At 71.8% G+C, this 19,710-nt stretch carries 17 protein-coding genes and 2 pseudogenes; 11 read left to right on the forward strand and 8 right to left on the reverse strand.

Annotation, left to right across the window (positions count from 1 at the left end):
- Positions 1-148 precede the first annotated feature (148 nt).
- Positions 149-979, forward strand: coding sequence for a TIGR02452 family protein (locus ABZ567_RS17240; RefSeq protein ID WP_360790166.1), 831 nt, complete (start codon positions 149-151; stop codon positions 977-979).
- Between the two features lie 77 nt (positions 980-1,056).
- The gene (locus ABZ567_RS17245; protein WP_360790169.1) at positions 1,057-1,227 is read left to right on the forward strand and encodes a hypothetical protein; all 171 of its coding nucleotides are present in this window, start codon (positions 1,057-1,059) and stop codon (positions 1,225-1,227) included.
- A gap of 267 nt (positions 1,228-1,494) precedes the next feature.
- Here ABZ567_RS17245 and ABZ567_RS17250 read toward each other — a convergent pair whose 3' ends face one another.
- Positions 1,495-2,838 carry an MFS transporter gene (locus ABZ567_RS17250; protein ID WP_360790172.1) on the reverse strand — a complete coding sequence of 448 codons (1,344 nt, stop codon included), beginning with the start codon at positions 2,836-2,838 and terminating at the stop codon, positions 1,495-1,497.
- 154 nt (positions 2,839-2,992) lie between these two features.
- Between ABZ567_RS17250 and ABZ567_RS17255 the strand changes: the two genes are divergently transcribed.
- Together ABZ567_RS17255 and ABZ567_RS17260 are read left to right on the forward strand one after the other, a co-directional pair.
- Entirely contained in the window at positions 2,993-4,027 is a 1,035-nt protein-coding gene (locus ABZ567_RS17255) for a LacI family DNA-binding transcriptional regulator (RefSeq protein WP_360790175.1), read from the forward strand.
- 17 nt (positions 4,028-4,044) lie between these two features.
- The gene (locus ABZ567_RS17260; RefSeq protein ID WP_360790178.1) at positions 4,045-4,314 is read left to right on the forward strand and encodes a hypothetical protein; all 270 of its coding nucleotides are present in this window, start codon (positions 4,045-4,047) and stop codon (positions 4,312-4,314) included.
- A gap of 205 nt (positions 4,315-4,519) precedes the next feature.
- Here ABZ567_RS17260 and trxA read toward each other — a convergent pair whose 3' ends face one another.
- Positions 4,520-4,885, reverse strand: coding sequence for a thioredoxin (trxA, locus tag ABZ567_RS17265; RefSeq protein WP_360790181.1), 366 nt, complete (start codon positions 4,883-4,885; stop codon positions 4,520-4,522).
- 453 nt (positions 4,886-5,338) lie between these two features.
- On the opposite strand from trxA, the gene ABZ567_RS17270 reads away from it, so the two are divergent.
- Positions 5,339-6,781, forward strand: coding sequence for an NAD(P)/FAD-dependent oxidoreductase (locus tag ABZ567_RS17270; protein ID WP_360790184.1), 1,443 nt, complete (start codon positions 5,339-5,341; stop codon positions 6,779-6,781).
- A 220-nt stretch (positions 6,782-7,001) separates the two neighbouring features.
- Here the strand turns inward: ABZ567_RS17270 and ABZ567_RS17275 are convergent.
- Positions 7,002-7,595, reverse strand: a pseudogene (locus tag ABZ567_RS17275) (TetR/AcrR family transcriptional regulator); the annotation flags it as partial.
- A 158-nt stretch (positions 7,596-7,753) separates the two neighbouring features.
- Between ABZ567_RS17275 and ABZ567_RS17280 the strand changes: the two are divergent.
- Together ABZ567_RS17280 and ABZ567_RS17285 are read left to right on the forward strand one after the other, a co-directional pair.
- Positions 7,754-9,151, forward strand: a complete 1,398-nt coding sequence (locus ABZ567_RS17280; protein WP_360790187.1) for a cytosine permease — start codon at positions 7,754-7,756, stop codon at positions 9,149-9,151.
- Between the two features lie 107 nt (positions 9,152-9,258).
- Complete coding sequence (locus ABZ567_RS17285) at positions 9,259-11,010, forward strand: amidohydrolase (protein ID WP_360790190.1); 1,752 nt, start codon at positions 9,259-9,261, stop codon at positions 11,008-11,010.
- 150 nt (positions 11,011-11,160) lie between these two features.
- On the opposite strand, the gene ABZ567_RS17290 is transcribed toward ABZ567_RS17285, so the two are convergent.
- The 3 genes from ABZ567_RS17290 to ABZ567_RS17300 all read right to left on the reverse strand — a co-directional run bounded on the left by ABZ567_RS17290 (position 11,161) and on the right by ABZ567_RS17300 (position 12,769).
- Positions 11,161-11,871: a DUF305 domain-containing protein gene (locus tag ABZ567_RS17290; protein ID WP_360790193.1), complete on the reverse strand. Its 711-nt coding sequence runs from the start codon at positions 11,869-11,871 to the stop codon at positions 11,161-11,163.
- A gap of 88 nt (positions 11,872-11,959) precedes the next feature.
- Positions 11,960-12,370: a DUF6153 family protein gene (locus ABZ567_RS17295; protein ID WP_360790196.1), complete on the reverse strand. Its 411-nt coding sequence runs from the start codon at positions 12,368-12,370 to the stop codon at positions 11,960-11,962.
- A 51-nt stretch (positions 12,371-12,421) separates the two neighbouring features.
- Positions 12,422-12,769, reverse strand: coding sequence for a tetratricopeptide repeat protein (locus tag ABZ567_RS17300; RefSeq protein WP_360790199.1), 348 nt, complete (start codon positions 12,767-12,769; stop codon positions 12,422-12,424).
- A gap of 156 nt (positions 12,770-12,925) precedes the next feature.
- On the opposite strand from ABZ567_RS17300, the gene ABZ567_RS17305 reads away from it, so the two are divergent.
- Positions 12,926-13,891 (forward strand): pirin family protein, encoded by a 966-nt coding sequence (locus ABZ567_RS17305; protein ID WP_360790202.1) that lies wholly within the window; start codon positions 12,926-12,928, stop codon positions 13,889-13,891.
- 5 nt (positions 13,892-13,896) lie between these two features.
- On the opposite strand, the pseudogene ABZ567_RS17310 reads toward ABZ567_RS17305, so the two are convergent.
- A pseudogene (locus ABZ567_RS17310) lies at positions 13,897-14,130 on the reverse strand (GH36 C-terminal domain-containing protein); the annotation flags it as partial.
- 405 nt (positions 14,131-14,535) lie between these two features.
- Between ABZ567_RS17310 and ABZ567_RS17315 the strand changes: the two are divergent.
- The gene (locus tag ABZ567_RS17315) at positions 14,536-15,930 is read left to right on the forward strand and encodes an aspartate ammonia-lyase (protein ID WP_360790205.1); all 1,395 of its coding nucleotides are present in this window, start codon (positions 14,536-14,538) and stop codon (positions 15,928-15,930) included.
- Between the two features lie 94 nt (positions 15,931-16,024).
- On the opposite strand, the gene ABZ567_RS17320 is transcribed toward ABZ567_RS17315, so the two are convergent.
- Entirely contained in the window at positions 16,025-17,455 is a 1,431-nt protein-coding gene (locus tag ABZ567_RS17320) for a pre-peptidase C-terminal domain-containing protein (RefSeq protein ID WP_360790208.1), read from the reverse strand.
- A 332-nt stretch (positions 17,456-17,787) separates the two neighbouring features.
- Here ABZ567_RS17320 and ABZ567_RS17325 point away from each other — a divergent pair, with 332 nt between their 5' ends.
- Entirely contained in the window at positions 17,788-18,732 is a 945-nt protein-coding gene (locus tag ABZ567_RS17325) for an ABC transporter substrate-binding protein (RefSeq protein ID WP_360790211.1), read from the forward strand.
- Between the two features lie 2 nt (positions 18,733-18,734).
- On the forward strand, positions 18,735-19,703 hold the full coding sequence (locus tag ABZ567_RS17330; protein WP_360790213.1) for an amino acid ABC transporter permease: 969 nt from the start codon (positions 18,735-18,737) through the stop codon (positions 19,701-19,703).
- Positions 19,704-19,710 lie beyond the last annotated feature (7 nt).

The raw sequence follows: 19,710 nt of genomic DNA on the forward strand, positions 1-19,710 counted from the left end.
CCGGCCGGGCGCGCCCCCCGCGCCCCCGCCCGTCCGAAACCAGCCGCCACCCCCGGCACGCCGGGAATGACCCGGGCCACCGGAAGCACTTGTCGGTTCCGGGAAAACCCGTTGTGCCGAACGGGGCGAAACGATCAGGCTCAGGGGCATGAGTGCACGACTGCGCGCGATGGCGCGGGAGACCGAGGGGATCGTCGCCGCGGGTCGCTACCGGGCCCCCGACGGCCGAACCGTCTCTCTCACCGACGACCTGACCGCCGCCCTGGCCGGAACCCGCCTCCACGGCCCCGAACCCGTCGCCGTCATCCCCGACACCGACCGCACCCCCACCGTCGACGTCACCGGCGAGAGCAGCCTGGCGGCCGCCCGCAGGCTGACCGGAACCGACCCCACCCGCCCCGTCGCCGTCCTGAACTTCGCCTCCGCCCGCAACCCCGGCGGCGGCTACCTCAACGGCGCCCAGGCCCAGGAGGAGGCGCTCTGCCGCGCCTCCGCCCTCCACACCACACTGCTGCGCGCCCCCGACTACTACGCCCACCACCGCGAGGAACGGGACGCCTTCTACACCGACCGGGTCATCCACTCGCCCCGCGTGCCGGTCTTCCGGGACGACCGGGGCGCCCTCCTCGCCGAACCCTTCACCGTCGGCTTCCTCACCTCCCCCGCCCCCAACGCGGGTGTCGTCCGCCGCCGCACCCCCGAGCTCGCGCACCGGCTGACCGCCGCCCTCGCGTCCCGGGCCGAGCGCGTCCTGGAGACGGCGGCCGCGGGGGGATACCGGCGGCTCGTGCTCGGCGCCTGGGGCTGCGGCGTCTTCCAGAACGACCCGGAGCAGGTCGCGGGCGCCTTCCGGGCGCTGCTCACCGGGGACGGCCGATTCGCCGGGCACTTCGAGGAGGTCGTCTTCGCCGTCCTGGACCGGGCGTCGGGCGCGCCGACGCTCGCCGCCTTCGCCCGCGTCCTGGGCCGCCCGCTCTGACATGCGGCCCCCCTGCCCGCGTGCCACGCTGAGGGGATACGAACCTCAGTCCGAGACCCGTCACGGGAGGCAGGATCGTGGGCAAGAAACAGACCCGGACGAACCGGGGAGCCCGTACCGGCGGCCATGAGCACCGTACCGACGCGGCCGCGAAGGAGAAGTCGGCGGAGACCCCCACGCGAGGGACGTCGATGCCCCTCGTCGAGCACGCGTCCCACCGCAAGGAACCCAAGTTCGGCCACAACTAGGGACGTTCGTTTCCGATCACGCGGGACCCCGCCGGCCCGGCACGCGCCGAACGAGAGGTCCCGGCGCGGAAGGCCACCCGACGGATATCCGCGGGGGCCCGCGCGCCGCCGACGGCGTGCGGGCCCCTCCCTTCGTACCGGGCCTCGTCCGGTCACCCCTCGTCGCCGACCCCGACGGCCTCCTGGCTTCTCCGCGAACGCCCCGCACGCGCCTGGATCGCGCTGTCCTCCGCGGCCGCGACGCATTGCCGGACGGACGAGGAAGGGTCATCGCACGCTGCGGATGGGGCGTACGGCGAGCGCGCCGAGTACCGACAGGACGGCCGCTGTCAGGAACAGCGCCCCGTAACCGCCGCTGAGCGAGACGACGAGCGAGGCCGCGAAGGGGGCGACGATCTGCGGGCCCGCGTTGGCGATGTTGAGGACGCCCATGTCACGGGCCGCGTCCTCGGCCTTCGGCAGCACCATGGTCACCAGGGCGGTGTCGACGGCCATGTAACAGCCGAAGCCGAGTCCGTTGACGACGGAGAAGACGAGCATCGCCGTCCAGCTCGTCGAGACGGCCGGGACGAGCAGGGCCACCGCGGCGAGCGCGGCGGAGGCGCCCACGAAGAGCTTGCGGCGGTCGTACCGGTCCGAGAGCCAGCCGCCGAGCACGGTGGAGACCACCATGGCGACCGCGTTGAGCGGCATGAGGACCGCCACGGCCTCCTCGGCGCTGAGCCCGGCGGGCAGGTCGATGTGGTCCTTGAGGACGTACAGCTGGAATCCGGCCACCGCGAAGTATCCGAGGACGAGGAGGGCACGGCCGATGAAGGCCCAGCGGAAGTCGTGGTCCTTGAGGGCGCTGCCGAAGGCAGCGATCTGCGCCTTCACCGGCAGCGGGGCCCTGGCCGGTATGCGCTGCTCGCGCGCGCAGGTCGTGAAGAGCACGGCGGTGGCCGCGACGACCGCGCCGAGGGCGAGGTAGCCGGTGCGGTAGTCCTCGGAGAAGGCGGCGCCGACGAGGGCGCCGATCGTCGAGCCGACGGGGAGCCCGAGGCCGACGGCCGCCGAGGCCTTGCCCCGGGCGGCCAGGGGCACCCGGTCGGGCACCACCGAGGTCAGGGCGGCCTGGTAGACGTTCATGACGGCCTGCCCCAGACACCAGGCGATGGTGACCAGCAGGATCGTGTCCACGCTGCCCAGGAGCAGCATCACCGGGAGAGCGAGGAGCCCGCCGGCGAGGATCCACGGGTTGCGGCGGCCCGAGCGGTCGGACAGCGCGCCCGCGACGGGGTTGAAGACGGTGGCGAAGATCGCGGACACACCGGAGACGAGGCCGAAGTTGGCGACCTTGTCGGCGGGGTCGATGTCCTCGATCTGGAGCGCGAGGAGCATGCCGGGGACGCCGACGTACAGGGCGTACATGGCGGTGTTCCCGGCGAGGAGCAGAGGGAGCAGGCCGCGCGTGGGCCGGGCCGCCGAGGCGGAGCCGGAGTCCGTCGCGGGCGAACCGACCGCGACGGTGCCGGAACCGGTAGGGGCGGGGCCAGGGGCGTCGGCGGGGGTCGCGTCGCTGCCGGGGGAGTCGGTGCCGGACGAGCCGGTGCCGGGGGAGGAAAGGGCCACGGTGCCCTCCTGGGGAGATCGCCCGACGAGGGGCGAGAAGCGGATCGTACGAGAGAGTTACACGTGTCAATGACGCGTGTGAGCACTGTGTAGCACCAGATTCCGGCCATCCGCCAGACCCCGTGCCGGAGCGTTCTGCGAAGATGCCGGAGCGATGAGCCAGCCAACCGAACACTCCTCCGGAAGCCCCACCGGGCGCGCGGCCCCGACCAGCGCCGATGTCGCCCGTCTCGCGGGCGTCTCCCGGGCCACCGTCTCGTACGTCCTGAACAACACCTCGGCCGTCCGCATCAGCGAGCCCACCCGCCGCCGGGTGCGCGAGGCGGCGGAGGAGCTGGGTTACGTACCGCACGCGGCCGCCCGCAGCCTGCGCGCCGGCCACAGCCGCATGGTGCTGCTGCCGACCTCCCACGTCCCGGTCGGGCCGCTGTACAGCCGGTTCTTCGACGAGTTCCAGTGGGCGCTGCGGCGCCTCGACTACACGGTCGTCCAGTACGGCAGCGTCGGTCTCGAGGCCGAGGAGGCCGCCCGCGCCTGGGCCGAACTCCGGCCGGTGGCCGTGGTCTCGCTCGGCGAGATCCAGCTCACCGGACAGGGCGTCGAGATCCTCAAGCGGTCCGGGGCGCGCGCTGTGTTCACCCTCGGCACCGGGGGCGTCGAGGGCACTCACGCCGTCGTCATGGACCAGGGACGCGTGGGCGCGGTGGCCGCCGCCCACCTGATGGAGACCGGTCGTCGAGCGATCGGCGTCGTCATGCCCGAGGAGCCGGGACTCGCGATGTTCTCCGGCCCCCGCCTCGAAGGCGCCCGGCGCGCCGTCGCGGGCACGGACGCCTCCGTCCTGCCCCTGCCGCTGCGGTACGAGGAGGAGTCGGCGCGGGCGCTCGCCGGGCGCTGGCGCGAACTGGGCCTCGACGCCGTCTTCGCCTACAACGACGAGTACGCGATGCTCCTGATGCGGGCGCTCCAGGACGAGGGCGTCGACGTGCCCGGGGAGACCGCCGTCATCGGCGCCGACGACCTGCTCCTCGGCCGCCTCCTCCGGCCGCGGCTCAGCACCGTACGCATCGACATGGTGCTCGGCCGCGAACTCGCCGAACTGGTCGACCGGGCCGTACGCGAACCGGAGGCCCCGCCGCTCAGCCGTGACCTGCTGGCCTCGCGGGTCGTACGGCGGGAGTCCAGCTGAACGTCTAGCGTCGGATCATGAGCACAGTTCCGAAGCGTTTCGAGATCCTGCTGGTGCCCTCGCACGTCGAGGACCGGGGCGACGCCTCCGTGACCGACAGCGCCGTCCGCTCGGCCGTGGTCGAGGCGACCGGACAGCGTGGTGAGTCGGGTTATCCGATCTATGAAGGACACGGGGTCATGGCCGACATCGACCCCGAGACGCGCACGGTCGAGGCGCTGCTCGTCGACGGACGCGAACTCGACTACGGCCTGACGGCGCTCGTCCGCCCTCCGGCGCGCGGCTGACCTGCGGGGGTGCGAAGGGCCCGCGGGCGCGAGTGACCCGCAGGGCGTGGCCGGCCCGTGGGGCGCGACTGGCTTGTGGTGCCCCTGGTCTACCGGACCGGGTCCGGGGCCGGGGCCGGACCCGGGTCGTCGACCTGGCACTGAGCACCGGGGCGAGTGCGGGAAGCTCTCCCGTACCCGGCCCGGTGCCTGCCTCGCCGCGGGGTCACTTCCCCTTGGCGTCCTCGATGGACTTGCGGACCTCGTTCATGTCCAACTGGCGCGCCTGACCGATGACGTCCTCGAGGGCCGCCTCCGGCAGCGCGCCCGGCTGCGCGAACACGGCCACGTTGTCGCGCACGATCATCAGCGTCGGGATCGAGCGGATCTCGAAGGCGGCGGCCAGCTCCTGCTGCGCCTCGGTGTCGACCTTGGCGAAGACCAGGTCCTGGTGGCGTTCCGACGCCGCTTCGAAGACGGGGCCGAACTGACGGCAGGGACCGCACCAGGAAGCCCAGAAGTCGATCAGGACGAACTCGTTGCCGCTCACGATCTCGTCGAAGTTGTCCTTGGTGAGCTCTACGGTGCTCATGCTTTCCTGCCTCCGACCCGCATAGACGATGCCATCTTGGCCGGTTCCGAGACGGCGCGGGAGCGCGGAACCCCCGTGGCGAGCCTAATCCCCCGAACGGACAAAGACGGCGTCGTTACCAGCCACCAGGGGAAACGGCGCAGGGGCGCGTGTCGCGACGGTCCCCGCGGCACTTCCCGCCGCCACTGCCACCGACGGCACCGCTTCTCCGGCCCGGCGCCTCCATCTGGCGCAAGGGCCGGCGCCGTCACGGGTCACGCTCAGCCCGGCTGAGCGGACGGCGAGGATCGCCGACGCCACCGCCACTCCCGCTGCCACGGCCCAGAGCGTGTGCGGCGGCGCGGGGATCGCGACGGCGGCCATCGCGGCACCGCCTGGCGCGGTACCCGGACAGCGTGAACGCCGGGCCCGTCACGCGGCGCTGTTCCGGCCCGCTGCGCCAGACTGGGACCCATGACGCGAACGGTGGAAGAAGAGCACGAGTACGACGTAGTGGTCCTCGGCGCGGGTCCGGTGGGGGAGAACGTCGTCGACCGGGTACGGGCCGCGGGCCTCAGCGCCGCGATCGTCGAGAGCGAGCTGATCGGCGGCGAGTGCTCGTACTGGGCCTGCATGCCCAGCAAGGCGCTGCTCCGCCCCGCCATCGCCCGATCCGACGCCCGTCAGGTCGCCGGACTGCGGGAGTCGGTCCACGGTCCGCTGGACGTGCTCGAAGTCCTGGCCCACCGGGACGAGGTCGTCGGCCACTGGAAGGACGACGGCCAGGTGGACTGGCTGGATTCCATCGGCGTACGGGCCTTCCGGGGCCACGGCCGCCTCCTCGGCCCCCGCCGGGTGGAGGTCACGGGGCCCGAGGGGGAGCGTCATGTCCTCGCCGCCCGGCACGCCGTCGCCGTCTGCACCGGCAGCCGCGCCGTCCTCCCCGAGCTGCCCGGCCTGCCCGGGGCCAGGCCCTGGACCAGCCGGGAGGCGACCAGCGCCGACCGGGTGCCCGAGCGGCTGGTCGTCGTCGGCGGGGGAGTGGTGGGCGTGGAGATGGCCACCGCCTGGCAGGCCCTCGGCGCCGAGGTCACCATGCTCGTACGGGGCGGGGGCCTGCTGCCCCGAATGGAACCCTTCGTCGGCGAGCACGTGGCGGAGGCCCTCACCACGCGCGGCGCGGACATCCGTACCGGCGTCGAGGTCAGCGCGGTGGTACGCGACGGGAGCACGGGGCCGGTCACCGTGGTCCTGGAGGGCGGCGACCACGTGGAGGCCGACGAGGTCCTGTTCGCCACCGGCCGCGCCCCGCGCACCGAGGACATCGGCCTGGAGTCGGTCGGCCTGGAGCCGGGTTCCTGGCTCGACGTCGACGACAGCCTCAAGGTCACCGGCAGCGACTGGCTCTACGCCGTCGGGGACGTCAACCACCGGGCGCTCCTTACCCATCAGGGCAAGTACCAGGCCCGGATCGCCGGGGCCGCGATCGCCGCCCGTGCGCGCGGCGACGAGCAGCTGGACGGAGGGAAGTGGGGCGCGCACGCCGCCACGGCCGACCACGCCGCCGTACCGCAGGTGGTGTTCAGCGACCCCGAGGCGGCTGCCGTCGGCCTCAGCCTCGCCGAGGCCGAGCAGGCGGGCCACCGGGTCCGGGCCGTGGACCTGGACATGGGGCAGGTCGCCGGAGCCGGGCTCTACGCAGAGGGCTACCGCGGGCACGCCCGGATGGTCGTCGACCTCGACCGGGAGGTCGTCCTCGGCGCCTCCTTCGTCGGCCCCGGCATCGGCGAGCTGGTCCACTCGGCCACGGTCGCGGTCGTCGGCGAGGTCCCGATCGCCCGCCTGTGGCACGCCGTCCCGTCGTACCCGACGCTGAGCGAGGCGTGGCTGCGGCTCCTTGAGGCGTACCGAGGCTGAGGATCGGTCAGTTGGGCTTCCCGTCTGGGGTGGTGCCGACATCGGATGTGGTGTCGGCACCGGACGCGCTGCCGGCACTGGGCGCGGTGTCGGCACCGGGCGTGGTGTCGGTGCCCGACGCGCTGTCGGCGCCCGCCTTGATGTCTGCGCCGGACGCGCTGCCGGCGCCGGACGTGGTGGCGGCACCGGAGGCGCCGTCGCCGCCGGACGTGTACGCAGGGACGAGTGCCCGGGCGGCCGAGCGCGCCACGTCGAGGGCCGGCCTCGGGTCACGGCCCGACTCCTGGCCCAGGACCGCCCGGGTGCTCAACCCGTCGAGCAGGGCCAGGAGTTCGGAGGCGCGGGCGCCCGGGTCGAGCGGGGCGAACCGCCGCCGCGCGACGCCCGTCGCGAGCAGCGCCTCCAGATCCTCCTGCCACCCCCGGTCGAGCTCCTCCTGGGCCTCGCGCAGCGCGCTGTTGCCGGGGGTGCGGGCCCAGAGCTCGATCCAGAGCGTCCAGCGCGGATCTCGCGGGCCGCGCGGCAGGTAGAGCCGGAGGAAGTGGTCGAGCTTGCGCTCCGCCGTGGTCCGCCGGGCGAGCAACGCCCGGCGCTCCTCGGCGAGCGCCGCCTCGCTCCACCGCAGCGCGGCGAGCAGCAGCAGGTCCTTGCTGCCGAAGTAGTACAGGATGTGGCCGCCGCTCGTGCCGAGCCGCTCCGCGAGCGCCGACATGGTGAGGGAGGCGAGGCCGTCCTCGGCGATCGCCGCCATGGCCTCCTCCAGCATCCGTTCCTGGGTGACGTGCCCGTCCCGCCGTCGTGCCGCCCCTGCCACCGTCGCTGTCCCCGTCCTGCCGTCTGGCCGCCGCCTTGCCCCGTCGTACGGGATCGACCCTAACCGCAACCTCCGAGGGTCTTGACGTGGCCTGAACCCCTCGCACATCTTGAATGTCATTCAAGAATTTAGAACGGCATTCAAGACAGGAGTGCGGTGTGCTCGGACATGAGACGGCGCCAGTGATCACGGGCCGGGACGAGGTGTTCCAGGTCGAGGAGCACGGGATCGACCCCATACCCGACGCCGAACGGCACGGAGGCGCCAAGGACGTCTTCTGGCTCTGGTTCGGCTCGAACCTCACCTTCACCTACGTCATCAACGGTGCCCTCGCCGTCGCCTTCGGGCTCTCCTTCTGGCAGGCCACCGCCGTCGTCGTCCTCAGCGGCCTCTCCTTCCTCGCCATCGGCGCGGCCGGACTCAGCGGTGTGCGCACCGGCACCGCCACCCTCGTCATCTCCCGCGCCGCCTTCGGCCCCCGCGGCAACTGGCCCGCCGGACTGCTGAACTGGATCGTCAGCATCGGCTACACCATCGTCAACACCGTGGTGGGCACCCTGGCCCTCGAAGCGTTCTTCGACGACCTCGGCTGGAACGGCGGCCACGCCTCCCGCGCACTCGCTCTCGCCGTCACCCTCGCGCTGACCTTCGCCGTCGCCCTCTGGGGCCACGCGACCGTCCAGTTCGCCGAACGCTGGATGGCCTACGTCCTCGCCGCCGGCTTCGCCGCCCTGCTCGTCCTCGTGCTGCCCGGCGCCGACACCTCCGCCCCCGCCGCCGCACCCGGCGCCTCCGGCTGGAGCCTCGCCTTCGTCGTCATGCTCGCGGGCCCCTTCTCCTACCTCCCGATGCCCGCCGACTACACCCGCTATCTCCCGCGTACCACCTCCCTCAAGGCCGTGACCTGGAGCGGAGCCCTCGGCGGGTTCCTCTCCTCCGTCGCCCTCGGCATCGCGGGGGTGGCAGCCGCGACGCAGACCGACATGACCGACGCCGTCGCTGGCACCGAGAGTCTGCTCCCGGGCTGGTTCCAGCCGCTCTTCCTCGCCCTGGTCCTCGGCGGCTCCGTCACCAACTCGATCATCACGCTCTACTCGTCGAGCCTGAACCTCCAGGTGCTCGGAATACCCTGGAGCCGGGCCCGCGCCATCGTCATCAGCGCCGCCGTGACCGCCGCCGGCTCCCTCGGCGCCCTCTTCCTCACCGACTTCACCACCTCGCTCCTCTCCTTCCTCTCCCTCCTGATCATCGTCTTCGCCCCCTGGGGCGGGGTCTTCCTCGCCGACATGGTGCTCCGCCGCTGTACGTACGACTCCGCCGCGCTGCACGCCACCGCAGGCGGGGCCTACTGGTACCGCTCCGGCTGGCACCCCGCGGGCGTGACGGCACTCCTCTCCGGCCTCCTCTTCTCGGCACTCACCTGCGACTCCGAACTGTGGACGGGCCCCCTCGTCGCCCCGCTGGGCGGCGCGGACCTGACCCTGCTCGGCGCGGTGGTCTCGGCCCTGGTGTACGTGCTCCTCGCGCGGGGACGGGTCGGTCGGGCGGGGCCCTGAGCCTCCTGCCGGCACCACCACCGTCCACCGACACCCCCGCCGGGGTCACCGCCACCCGCCCGCCCTCGCCGACACCCTCGTATACGTCAGTCACGGAGTCACCCCGCATGAACAGCACGACCCCCGCGCCCGCCACGACCCCCGCCCCCGCGCCGATCCCCGCCCCCGCGCCGATCCCCGCCTCCACCCCGAATCCCGCCCCCGCCCAAGCCCCCGCTCCCGGCCCCGCCGAGCTCGTCCTCGTCGGAGGTCGCATCCACACCGTCGATCCCGCGCTCCCCGAGGCGCAGGCGCTCGCCGTCCGCGCCGGGCGAATCGTCTGGATCGGCTCCGACGCAGGTGCCGGGGCCTGGACCGGTCCCGGCACCCGGGTCCTCGACGCCGGCGGACGGCTCGTCCTTCCCGGCTTCGTCGACGCCCACAACCACGTCCGGCTCGGTTCCGACGACGCCTGCGTCCAGCTCGCGGGCGCCCGAAGCCTCGACGAGATCCACGCCCGGATCCGTGCCTGGCACACCGCGCACCCGGACGCCGAGTGGATCGAGGCCGAGGCCTTCGACTACTCCGCCGTCCCCGGTGGGCGCATGCCGACCGCCGCCGACCTCGACCCCGCCACCGGCGACACCCCCGCCGTCGTCCTCAGCTACGACGTCCACACCGCCTGGCTCAACACCGCCGCCCTCAAGCGCCTCGGTGTCGACCGCGACCACACCGACCTCGCCTTCGGGCGGGCGGTCACCGACCCGGCCACCGGCGAACCGACGGGATTCGTCAAGGACTTCGCCGTCAAGGGGCTCTCCCGGGAGGGCCACCGCGCCCTGCGTGAACTGGGCGTCCCCTGGGCGTCGCCGGACCGGCAGTACGGCCGGCTGGCCAAGAGCCTCGACGACGCCATCGGCTTCGGCATCACCACCGTCGTCGAACCCCAGAACTCCCTCGACGACCTGGCCCTCTTCGACCGCGCCCGCGCCGAAGGCCGGCTGCGCTCCCGGATCGTCGCCGCGCTCTTCCACCCGCGCGGCACGACCGACGCGGACCTGGAGGCGTTCGAGGCGGCGGCCGACGCGTACGCCGACGACCGGCTGCGGGTCGGTCCGCTGAAGCTGTACATCGACGACGTCGTGGAACCGCGTACCGCCGCTCTCCTGGAACCGTACGCGGGCTGCTCCCACCACCGCGGCGACACCTTCTACCCGCCCGAGGAGTTCGCCGACCTGCTCACCCGCCTCGACGCGCGGGGCTTCCAGTGCTTCGTCCACGCGACCGGCGACCGGGGCATCCGTACCGTCCTGGACGCCGTCGAGCGGGCCCGCGCCGTCAACGGGCCGCGCGACGCGCGCCACCAGATCGTGCACGTCGAGTGCCTGGACCCGGCCGACACCCCGCGCTTCTCCGGCCTCGGGGTCGTCGCGTGCATGCAGCCCCGGCACGCCGCCCCGGACATCGCGGGCCCCGGCCAGGACTGGGCCGAGAACGTCGGCCCGGACCGCTGGCACAAGGCCTGGCCCCTGCGCAGCCTGCGCGCGGCCGGCGCCGTCCTCGCCCTGTCCAGCGACTGGAACGTCGCCGAGATGGACCCCATGGTCGGGATCCACGCCGCAGTGACGCGCCGCCCGCCCGGCGGCGGGGAGGCGTGGACGGCGGGCGAGACGATCGACGTCGCCGCGGCCGTCGAGGGCTACACGATGGGCTCGGCGTACGCCAACTTCCTCGAAGAGGAACGGGGTTCGCTGACGGTCGGCAAACTGGCGGACTTCGTCGTCCTGTCCCGGGACATCCTCCGCATCGATCCGGACGAGATCCCGGGCACGGTGGCGGAAACGGTTCTGGTGGGCGGGGAGGTCGTTGTGGAGCGCTGAGAGGGGAGCGGGGGGCGAGGCGGCCCGGTCGCGGGTGCGGCGCGGTCGTGGGGCGGCCCGGCCGCGAGGGGCCGGGCCGCCGACGGCCGGTGCACGCGCGGGCGGGCCGCGTCGAGGGCGTGCCCGCCTACGCGGAGGAATCGCGGGGGACTAGAGCCGTTCGAGGATCGTCCGCAGGGCGGTGACCTCGGCGGACTGGGTCCGGACGACGTCGTCGGCGAGTGACTTGGCCGTGGCGTTGCGGCCGTTCCTCAGTTCGTCCTTCGCCATGGCGACGGCGCCGTCGTGATGGGCGGTCATCAGCCGGGCGAAGGCGCGGTCGAAGTCCCTGCCCCTGGCGGCGGCCAGATCCTTCATGTCCTGGTCGGACACCATCCCGGCCATGCCGTGGCCGCCGTCGGTTACGTGACCGGTGGACTCGGGCCGGCCCCAGCCCTTCAGCCAGGCCTTCATCTTCTGGATCTCCGGGTCCTGGGCCTGTTCGATCGCGGTGACCAACTCCTTGACCTGCGGGTCCTCGGCCCGGCCGTCGGCGAGCTTCGCCATCTCCAGGGCCTGCTCGTGGTGGGGGATCATCATCTGCGCGAACATGACGTCCGCGGCGTTGAAGGCGCCGGGAGCGGGGCCGACGGCGGTGACGGTGGCGGTGGGGGAGGCGGATGCGGACGGACCGCTGTGGTCCGAACCGCCCGAAGCCCCGGAACCGCTCGTACCGCCGGAACCGCTCGTAGCGCCGGAACCGCTCGTACCGCCGGAACCGCTCGTACCGCCGTCCGTGCCGCAGGCGGAGAGCAGAAGTCCGGCGGCGGCGGCGACGACGAGCGCGTGCACACGGGCGGTGCGACGGGTGAAGGCATGCATGTGCGTGAAACCTCGTGGTGTTCGTACGGACGGAGAAAGGGCAGGCCGAAGGAGGCCCTCGCGCAGTGCGAGGCGCCGGTGGTACGGCCTAGATCCGCAGTACGGACAGCTGGGCGAGGTCGGGCGGGCGGGGCGGTGGGCCGTGCGGCCCCAGGGCGGGCGTGAGCCGGGGCAGGTGGACGGCGAGCCAGTGGGGACGGCGCCCGAGGGCGGCCCGGACGAGCCCCGCGAGCAGCCAGCCGGCCAGGACGGCCACGCACAGGGTGGTCATGTCCGTGCCACTGCCCGGTTCGTGCCCGGCGTCGGAACTGTCGCCGCCGTGGGAACCGTGGTGGGCGGCGGCAGCGGTGGCGACGGTCGTCTCACCGTGCCCGCCGGAACCCTCGGGGTGGCCGAGGGAGTGCATGAGGAACACGCCGAGCGCGAGCACGACGACGAGCAGAAGGTGCGCGAGGGCGCCTTCCGCTCGTCTGCCGGATGCTGCTCGATGGGTACGCACAGCCAGGACCTCCTGGCCGGGAATATACCGCGCGGGGGTATCAGGACCGCGTCAGGACGGCGGCGTCTCGCCGGCCATGGCAGCGGCCATCCGCAAATGCGGAGCGGCCTCGTCCGCGCGTCCCAGGCGTTCGAGGGTGCGGCCGAGCATCAGCCGGGCATAGTGCTCGACGGGGTCGCGGTCCAGGACGGCCCGCAGCTCGGTCTCGGCCCGGGAGAGCTGGGCGGAGTGGTAGTAGGCACGGGCGAGGAGGAGCCGCTGGGCCGTCTGCTCCGGGTGCTCGGCGACGAGGCCGCGCAGGATGCGGACGGCGGTTCCGTACTGCTTCGCATCGAAGAAGAACCGCGCACGGTCCCACCGCTCGCCGGCCGTTCCGAACTCGTCGTACGTGTCGCTCACTTGCGCTCACCTTCCGGCGCTCTGGATCTGCCACCCTGTGAGGTGGTCGATCCGGTCAACACGGCGGGATGGTTGAACATTCCACTATGATCGGCGCCGTCTCCCCGGGAGCTGCCAGGCCCCCCGAAAACCCGGACAGGACATAGGTTGAGCGACATGAGCAATCTTGATCGTCAGGCCACGCTGACCGTGTGCGGCGGCCGCGGCTTCGTCGCCGCCGAGCCGGTACGGGAACTCCTCAGCCCCCGGCACGTGCGGCTCGGCGAGTCGACCGAGGTCCGCCGGCTGCTCCCCAACCTGGGCCGGCGGATGGTCGGGGCCTGGGCCTTCGTCGACCACTACGGCCCCGACGACATCGCCGACGAACCGGGAATGCAGGTCCCGCCGCACCCGCACATGGGCCTCCAGACCGTCAGCTGGCTCCACGACGGCGAGGTCCTGCACCGCGACTCCACGGGAAGCCTCCAGACCATCCGGCCGCGGGAACTGGGCCTGATGACCTCGGGGCGGGCCATCTCCCACTCGGAGGAGAGCCCCAAGCAGCACGCCCGCCTCCTGCACGGCGCCCAGTTGTGGGTCGCCCTCCCCGACGCCCACCGTCATGTGGAGCCGCACTTCCAGCACCACGCCGACCTTCCGCAGGTCACCGCCCCGGGCCTCACGGCCACGGTGATTCTCGGCGAACTCGACGGCGCCGCCTCACCCGGCACCACGTACACCCCGCTCGTCGGCGCCGACCTCGCCCTCACGGCCGGCGCGGAGACGAGCCTTCCCCTGAACCCCGACTTCGAGTACGCGGTTCTGGCGATGTCCGGCGAGGCGCACGTCGACGGCGTCCCGGTCCTTCCCGGCTCGATGCTCTACCTCGGCTGCGGCCGCACCGAACTCCCCCTGCGCGCGACCTCGGACGCCGGTCTGATGCTCCTCGGCGGAGAACCGTTCGAGGAGGAGATCGTCATGTGGTGGAACTTCGTGGGCCGCACGGACGAGGAGATCCGCAAGGCCCGCGAGGAGTGGATGACCAGCGACCGCTTCGGCGAGGTCAAGGGCTACGACGGCGACCGCCTGGACGCCCCTGAGGTTCCGGCGGCGCACCTGAAAGCGCGGGGACGGGTGCGCTGACCGGCTCACTGCCCCGTTCGCGGTGCCCCGCCCGTCCGGCACGGCGCAACCGGACCACGGCGCTGGCGTGGTCGCCCTGCGGCAGGTCGGGGAGCGGAAGCCCGAAGGCCCCGCAGGGCCGCTCCGGGCCACTCCGCACCGGTGTCCTCGTCCCGGTACCGGGCTTCGGTGTCCAGCCCGCGCAGACGGAGAGCCGTCCCGGTCGGCCCGAATCGGGTGCTCGGGCGCCAGACCAGGACGACCGACCGGTCGGCCCGTCGTCCACGAACTGCACCGCTGTCATGGGACCGTCGCCGGGGGACAGCAGGCGGTGGAGCCGGCCGTGCTGGACCATCCCGTCCGCGTCCGCGTCGCCTACGGACCGCCCGCCACGCTCATCGAGGTCACCAACCCGCCACTGGTGTCCGCGGCCCCCGGGCGGTGTCCTCGGGGTTCGGTCCCGTCGGTCTGCCCGAGCGGGTAGAGGCACTCGGCGGGCAGCCGACCGCGGGACCCGGTGGCGCCGGAGTCTGACAGGTCACCGCCGACGAAAGTCTGTAACGTGACGTCCAGTATGGGTATTGCTCAGGATATGTGTAATGTCTGATACTGGCACGGGTGCTGCTGTGGCGTCCTCCCGTGAGGGCCTGTGCAAAGGGGCGAGTGTGGATTCCGTACGCGAGGAACACGATCTGATGGGCGACAGGAGCGTCCCGGCGCACGTCTACTACGGCATCCATACGCTTAGGGCGGTCGAGAACTTCCCGCTCACCGGCACAGCGCTGTCCGCCCACCCGGAACTCGTGATCGCCCTCGCCGAGGTGAAGGAGGCCGCCGCTCTCGCCCACGGCGACCTCGGCACCCTGCCGCGAGAGCGGGTCGAGGCGATCGTCGCGGCGTGCAGAGAGGTCCGAGAAGGACGTCTGCACGACCAGTTCGTGGTGGATGTGTTCCAGGGCGGTGCGGGCACCTCATCGAACATGAACGTCAACGAGGTGATCGCGAACCGGGCGCTGGAGCTGCTCGGCCACGCGCGCGGCGCCTACGTCCATCTGCATCCCCATGACGACGTCAACCGCTCGCAGAGCACCAACGACGTGTACCCGACAGCGGCCAAGCTCGCGATGTACGCCGCCGCAGGGCGCCTGTTGGACGCGATGAGCGTCCTTGCGAACGCCTTCACCGAACGCGGAGGCGCGTTCGCCAAGGTCGTGAAGCTCGGCAGGACGCAACTCCAGGACGCCGTACCGATCACTCTCGGGCAGGAGTTCGACGCGTTCGCCCTGACGGTGCGCGATGACGCGTCGCTCGTCACGCGCGCCTCATCCGCGTTGCTCGAAGTCAACCTCGGGGGAACCGCCGTCGGTACCGGTCTGAACGCCGACGCCGGATTCGCGCGACTCGCCGTGGCGCATCTGGCGACGATCACGTCAGCCCCTGTCCGCTCGGCCCGCCAGCCCGTCGAGAGCACCCAGGGAGTGGGGGGATTCCTCCAGCTCTCCAGTTCCCTGAAGCAGTTCGCCCTGCGCCTGTCGAAGATCTGCAACGACCTCCGACTGTTGTGCTCCGGACCGAGGGCAGGCCTGGGGGAACTCCGCCTGCCCGCGCTGCAGGCAGGGTCGAGCATCATGCCGGGCAAGGTGAATCCCGTCGTCCCCGAGGCGGTCAACCAGGTGTGCTTCGACGTCGTCGGAGCCGACGCCTCGGTGTCCGCGGCGGCCCAGGCGGGGCAGCTCCAGCTGAACGCCTTCGAGCCCCTGATGGTTCATCACCTCCTGAACTCGATGAACCGTCTGGAGGCGGCCTGCCGCGTCCTGGCCGAGCGGTGCGTGCGCGGGATCGAGGCGAACGAGGACCGGCTTCGCGAGTCGGTGGAGGGGTCGGCCGGTCTCGCCACGGCGCTCAATCCGGTCATCGGCTATCAGCGGGCGACCGAACTGGCGCGCCAGTGCATGGACACGGGACTGTCCGTGCGCGCACTGGCCGCCCGGAGCGGACTGCTCACCGAGGAGGAGCTGGACGATCGACTCGACCCCTGGAGGCTCACCCATCCGCAGTAGGTCACCGAGGGCCCGGCCTGGCACCGCCGGGCCGGGCTCGCGAGCGGGCGGCCGGGTCTCCGCACCGGCGTCGGTCGCAGACCCGGCGACGTCGTCAGCTCCTGGTCAGAGTGCAGTTGTACGAGGCGGTTCCGCTGCCGCTGTAGGCCTCCACGTCGACGTAGTACGTGCCGGTCCCGGAGGCGGTTCTGGTGAAGGTGAGGTTCTCGTCGGTGCCGGCGCCGTCGTTGACGGAGCGTTCAAGGGTGCTGCCTGCCGAGTCCAGAAGGTAGACGTCGGCGTCGTACGCGGCGGGGACGGCGCAGTTCACGGTGAGGGTCCGGCCGGCGGGCAGGGCGACCTTGAAGTAGTCGCGGTCGCTCGTGGATCTCATGTTCCCGGTCAGGGTGCCGGGGGAGGGCAGGGCGGTGGCGTCGTCGGCCGTGTCGCGGGTGTCGTTCGGCTCGCTCTCGGCGAGCGCGGTGCCGCCGCTCTGGCCTCCGCAGTCGGTCACCGGAGTGCCGTTGTAGAGGTTGGCGTCGGGCACCCCGTTGGTGACGCTGCGCAGGTAGTACCCGCAGGTGGGCCGGTTCTTGAAGTCGAACGTCGAGCCCGGCGTCAGGCGCCAGATCTTGAAGCCCGAGTAGGTCAGCGGCTTCCTGTCGACGGCCTGCTCGGGCTGGTGGTCGGCGAGGATCACGTAGGCGTCCTTGCCGTACTGGGTGGCCATGCCGTCGCGGTCGATGAACAGTGACCCGCCGCCCTCCTCGACGCCGACGCCCCAGGCGGCGCCTCCGGGCGTGAGGCCGTCCTTCACCGCGCGGGCGAGGAAGGCCATGGTGCGGCCCATGCGGTCGCGGGTCACGAAGTGGGAGTCGTTGACGACTCCGCCGTAGTTCGCCCACTGGAACATGCCGGTGGTGAAGCTGATGTAGCGGTCGTAGGGGTTGGCGAGTGCCTCTGCGCTGGTGACGCTGCCGTTGCAGGCGTCGTAGACGACCGGGCTGTTGATGTGGTGGCCCGCGCTCCCCCCGCCGGAGCCGCCGCCCTTGGCCACCACGGACTCGACCGACGCCTCGAGCGCGCTTCCCTTCCACGCCGCGTACCTGCACTGGTCGCCGCCGGCGAAGTAGACGAATTCGGCGTTGCGGACATCGGTGTTCATCTGGGCGTTGTTCCCGTCGCCTGCCGTGGTGAGCGTCCACGTCGTACACGAGTTCACGCCGGTCAGGCCCATGACGGCGTCGCACTCGGGGGTCTTGCTGCCCGACGTGGGGGCCGACCCGGAGAGAACGACGACGTCGATGCTGCCGGTGCCCCCGCGGATGGCGTCGATGGCCCGGGTCATCGAGGCCGGCACGACGGCGCCGGCGCCGTTCATCGTGAACGCGGGACCGTTCCACGAGGTGCGACTCGCATCGGCCGCGCTGCCCAGCCGGATCCTGTCCGCAGCCGCGTGAGCGGGCTGCTGGATCGTCATGGCCGCGGTCACCGCGAGCAGGGCGACAGCGAGCGGTGCGGACCTGCGTGAGAGACGTGACGTCATCTGTGCTCCAGGAAGAGGGATGCGGAGAGCACCGCGGACGGACGCCGCCGGGACGACGGTTGTCCGCGCGGGCTCATCGGGTTGGTAGCGGAACATACAAGCCAATCGTCGGAACGGGAAGATGTAAGTCCACGGAGCCCCTACTCGTCCTGATGGGACGCCAGAATGTCGGGTCAAAACGGTATTAACCGCCGCACTGCTCACCCGAAGCGCCACGTTACGTGAACGTAACGTGAGATACATCTAGCCAGTCGAATGAATGATCTGTAATTTCCCTGCTGTGGCCGGCGGCCAGAACCCGCCGGCGAAGAATCCTCGAGAGGATCACCCCGATGACCACGCGTCCAGCCCACCGCGCAGCGGCCGCCGCCGTAACGGCCACAGCGCTTCTCTCCCTCTCCGCCTGCGGGGGTGCCGAGACTGCGCCCGCAGCGGCGGGCCCGGTCTCCGTCGCCGGTGTGGAGGTCAAGAAGGACCAGGCCCTGTACGACGCACTGCCCGAGGAGATCAGGAAGGCGGGCAAGGTCAGGGTGGCCACCGACGTTCCCTACCCGCCCTTCGAGATGTTCGCGAAGGAGGGCGGGAGCGAGCTGACCGGTCTGGACTACGACCTGGGCCAGGCGCTCGGCGGCAAGCTCGGCGTGGCCTTCGCCTTCACCCCGCAGAAGTTCGACGGCATCGTCCCGGCCATCCAGGCAGGCAAGTTCGACGTCGCCATGTCGGCCATCACCGACAACAAGGACCGTCAGAAGGTCGTGGACTTCGTCGACTACTCGCAGTCCGGCTCCGGCATCCTCGTCGCCGAGGGCAACCCGTCCACGATCACCACCCTGGACACCCTTTGCGGGCAGAAGGTCGCGGTGCAGACCGCGACCAACCAGCTCGAGCTGCTCAAGTCCCACCAGGCGGCCTGCGCCAAGGCGGGCAAGGGGAAGATCTACATCCAGACCTTCCCCAAGGACTCCGACGCCCAACTCGCCCTGCGCTCGGGGAAGGTCGTCGCCCAGGTCCTCACCAAGCCCGCCGCCGGCTGGGTCGCCAAGACCGCGGGCGACGGCAAGGCCTTCGACCTGGTCGACGATCCGGCGGCGCCCGGCGGCTACAACGCATCGCCCAACGGCATCGCGGTCAGCAAGGAGCTGCCCGAGCTGACGGACGCGATCCTCAAGGCCCTGCAGGCCCTCATCGACGACGGCACCGTCGCGGCGATCTACAACCAGTACGGCGTCGCGTCGATCGCCGTCCCCAAGGCCACCAAGAACGCGGCGGTGGACTAGAGATGTTCGACACCAAGACACCCGCCGAAACCACCTTCACGGGCGAGCCGCACGTCCAGGACCTCGAAGTCGTCCCCGTCCGTGACTACGGACGCTGGATCGCCGCGGTCGCCTCGCTGCTGGCCCTCGTCGGGCTGATCGGCTCCCTCGCCAAGAACGACAACCTCCACTGGGACGTCGTCGGCACCTACCTCTTCGCGGACCTCATCTTCGACGGGCTGGCCACCACACTCTGGCTGACCGCCGCCGCCATGCTCCTGGGCCTGGGCCTGGGCACCCTGATAGCCGTCATGCGGTTGTCCTCGAGCCCCGTCCTGTACGGCCTGGCCACCGCGTTCGTCTGGGTCTTCCGCGGCACCCCGCTGCTCGTGCAGATCATCTTCTGGGGATACGCGGCCGCCCTCTACAAGTACGTGAAGATCGGCGTCCCGTTCACCGACATCACGTTCCTCCAGGCCGAGACGAACGCGCTGCTGACCCCCGCCATCGCGGCCCTGCTCGCCCTGGGCCTCAACGAGGCCGCGTACGCCTCGGAGATCGTGCGCGCCGGCATCCAGTCCGTCGATCCCGGCCAGGCCGAAGCCGCGCACTCGCTCGGCATGCGTCCCGCGCTCACCATGCGGAGGATCGTCCTTCCCCAGGCCATGCGCGTGATCATCCCCCCGATGGGCAACGAGACCATCAACATGCTCAAGATGACCGCCCTGGTCTCGGTCATCTCCGCCCATGACCTGATGTCCAACATCCAGGACGTCTACGCCCAGAACTACCAGGTCATCCCGATGCTGGTGGTAGCCAGCCTCTGGTACCTCGCCCTCGTGACCCTGCTCGGTGTTCCCCAGGCATGGCTGGAGCGGCGCTACGGCCGCGGCACCACCATGGCGGGTTACGCCTCCCCACTCCGGCGCATGCTCGGCGGAGCCATGGGGCGGAACGGCAAGAACGGCAAGAACAGGGAGGAGAGCCGATGAGCACTCC

The organism is Streptomyces sp. NPDC016459 (assembly GCF_040632845.1).
Taxonomy (GTDB): domain Bacteria; phylum Actinomycetota; class Actinomycetes; order Streptomycetales; family Streptomycetaceae; genus Streptomyces.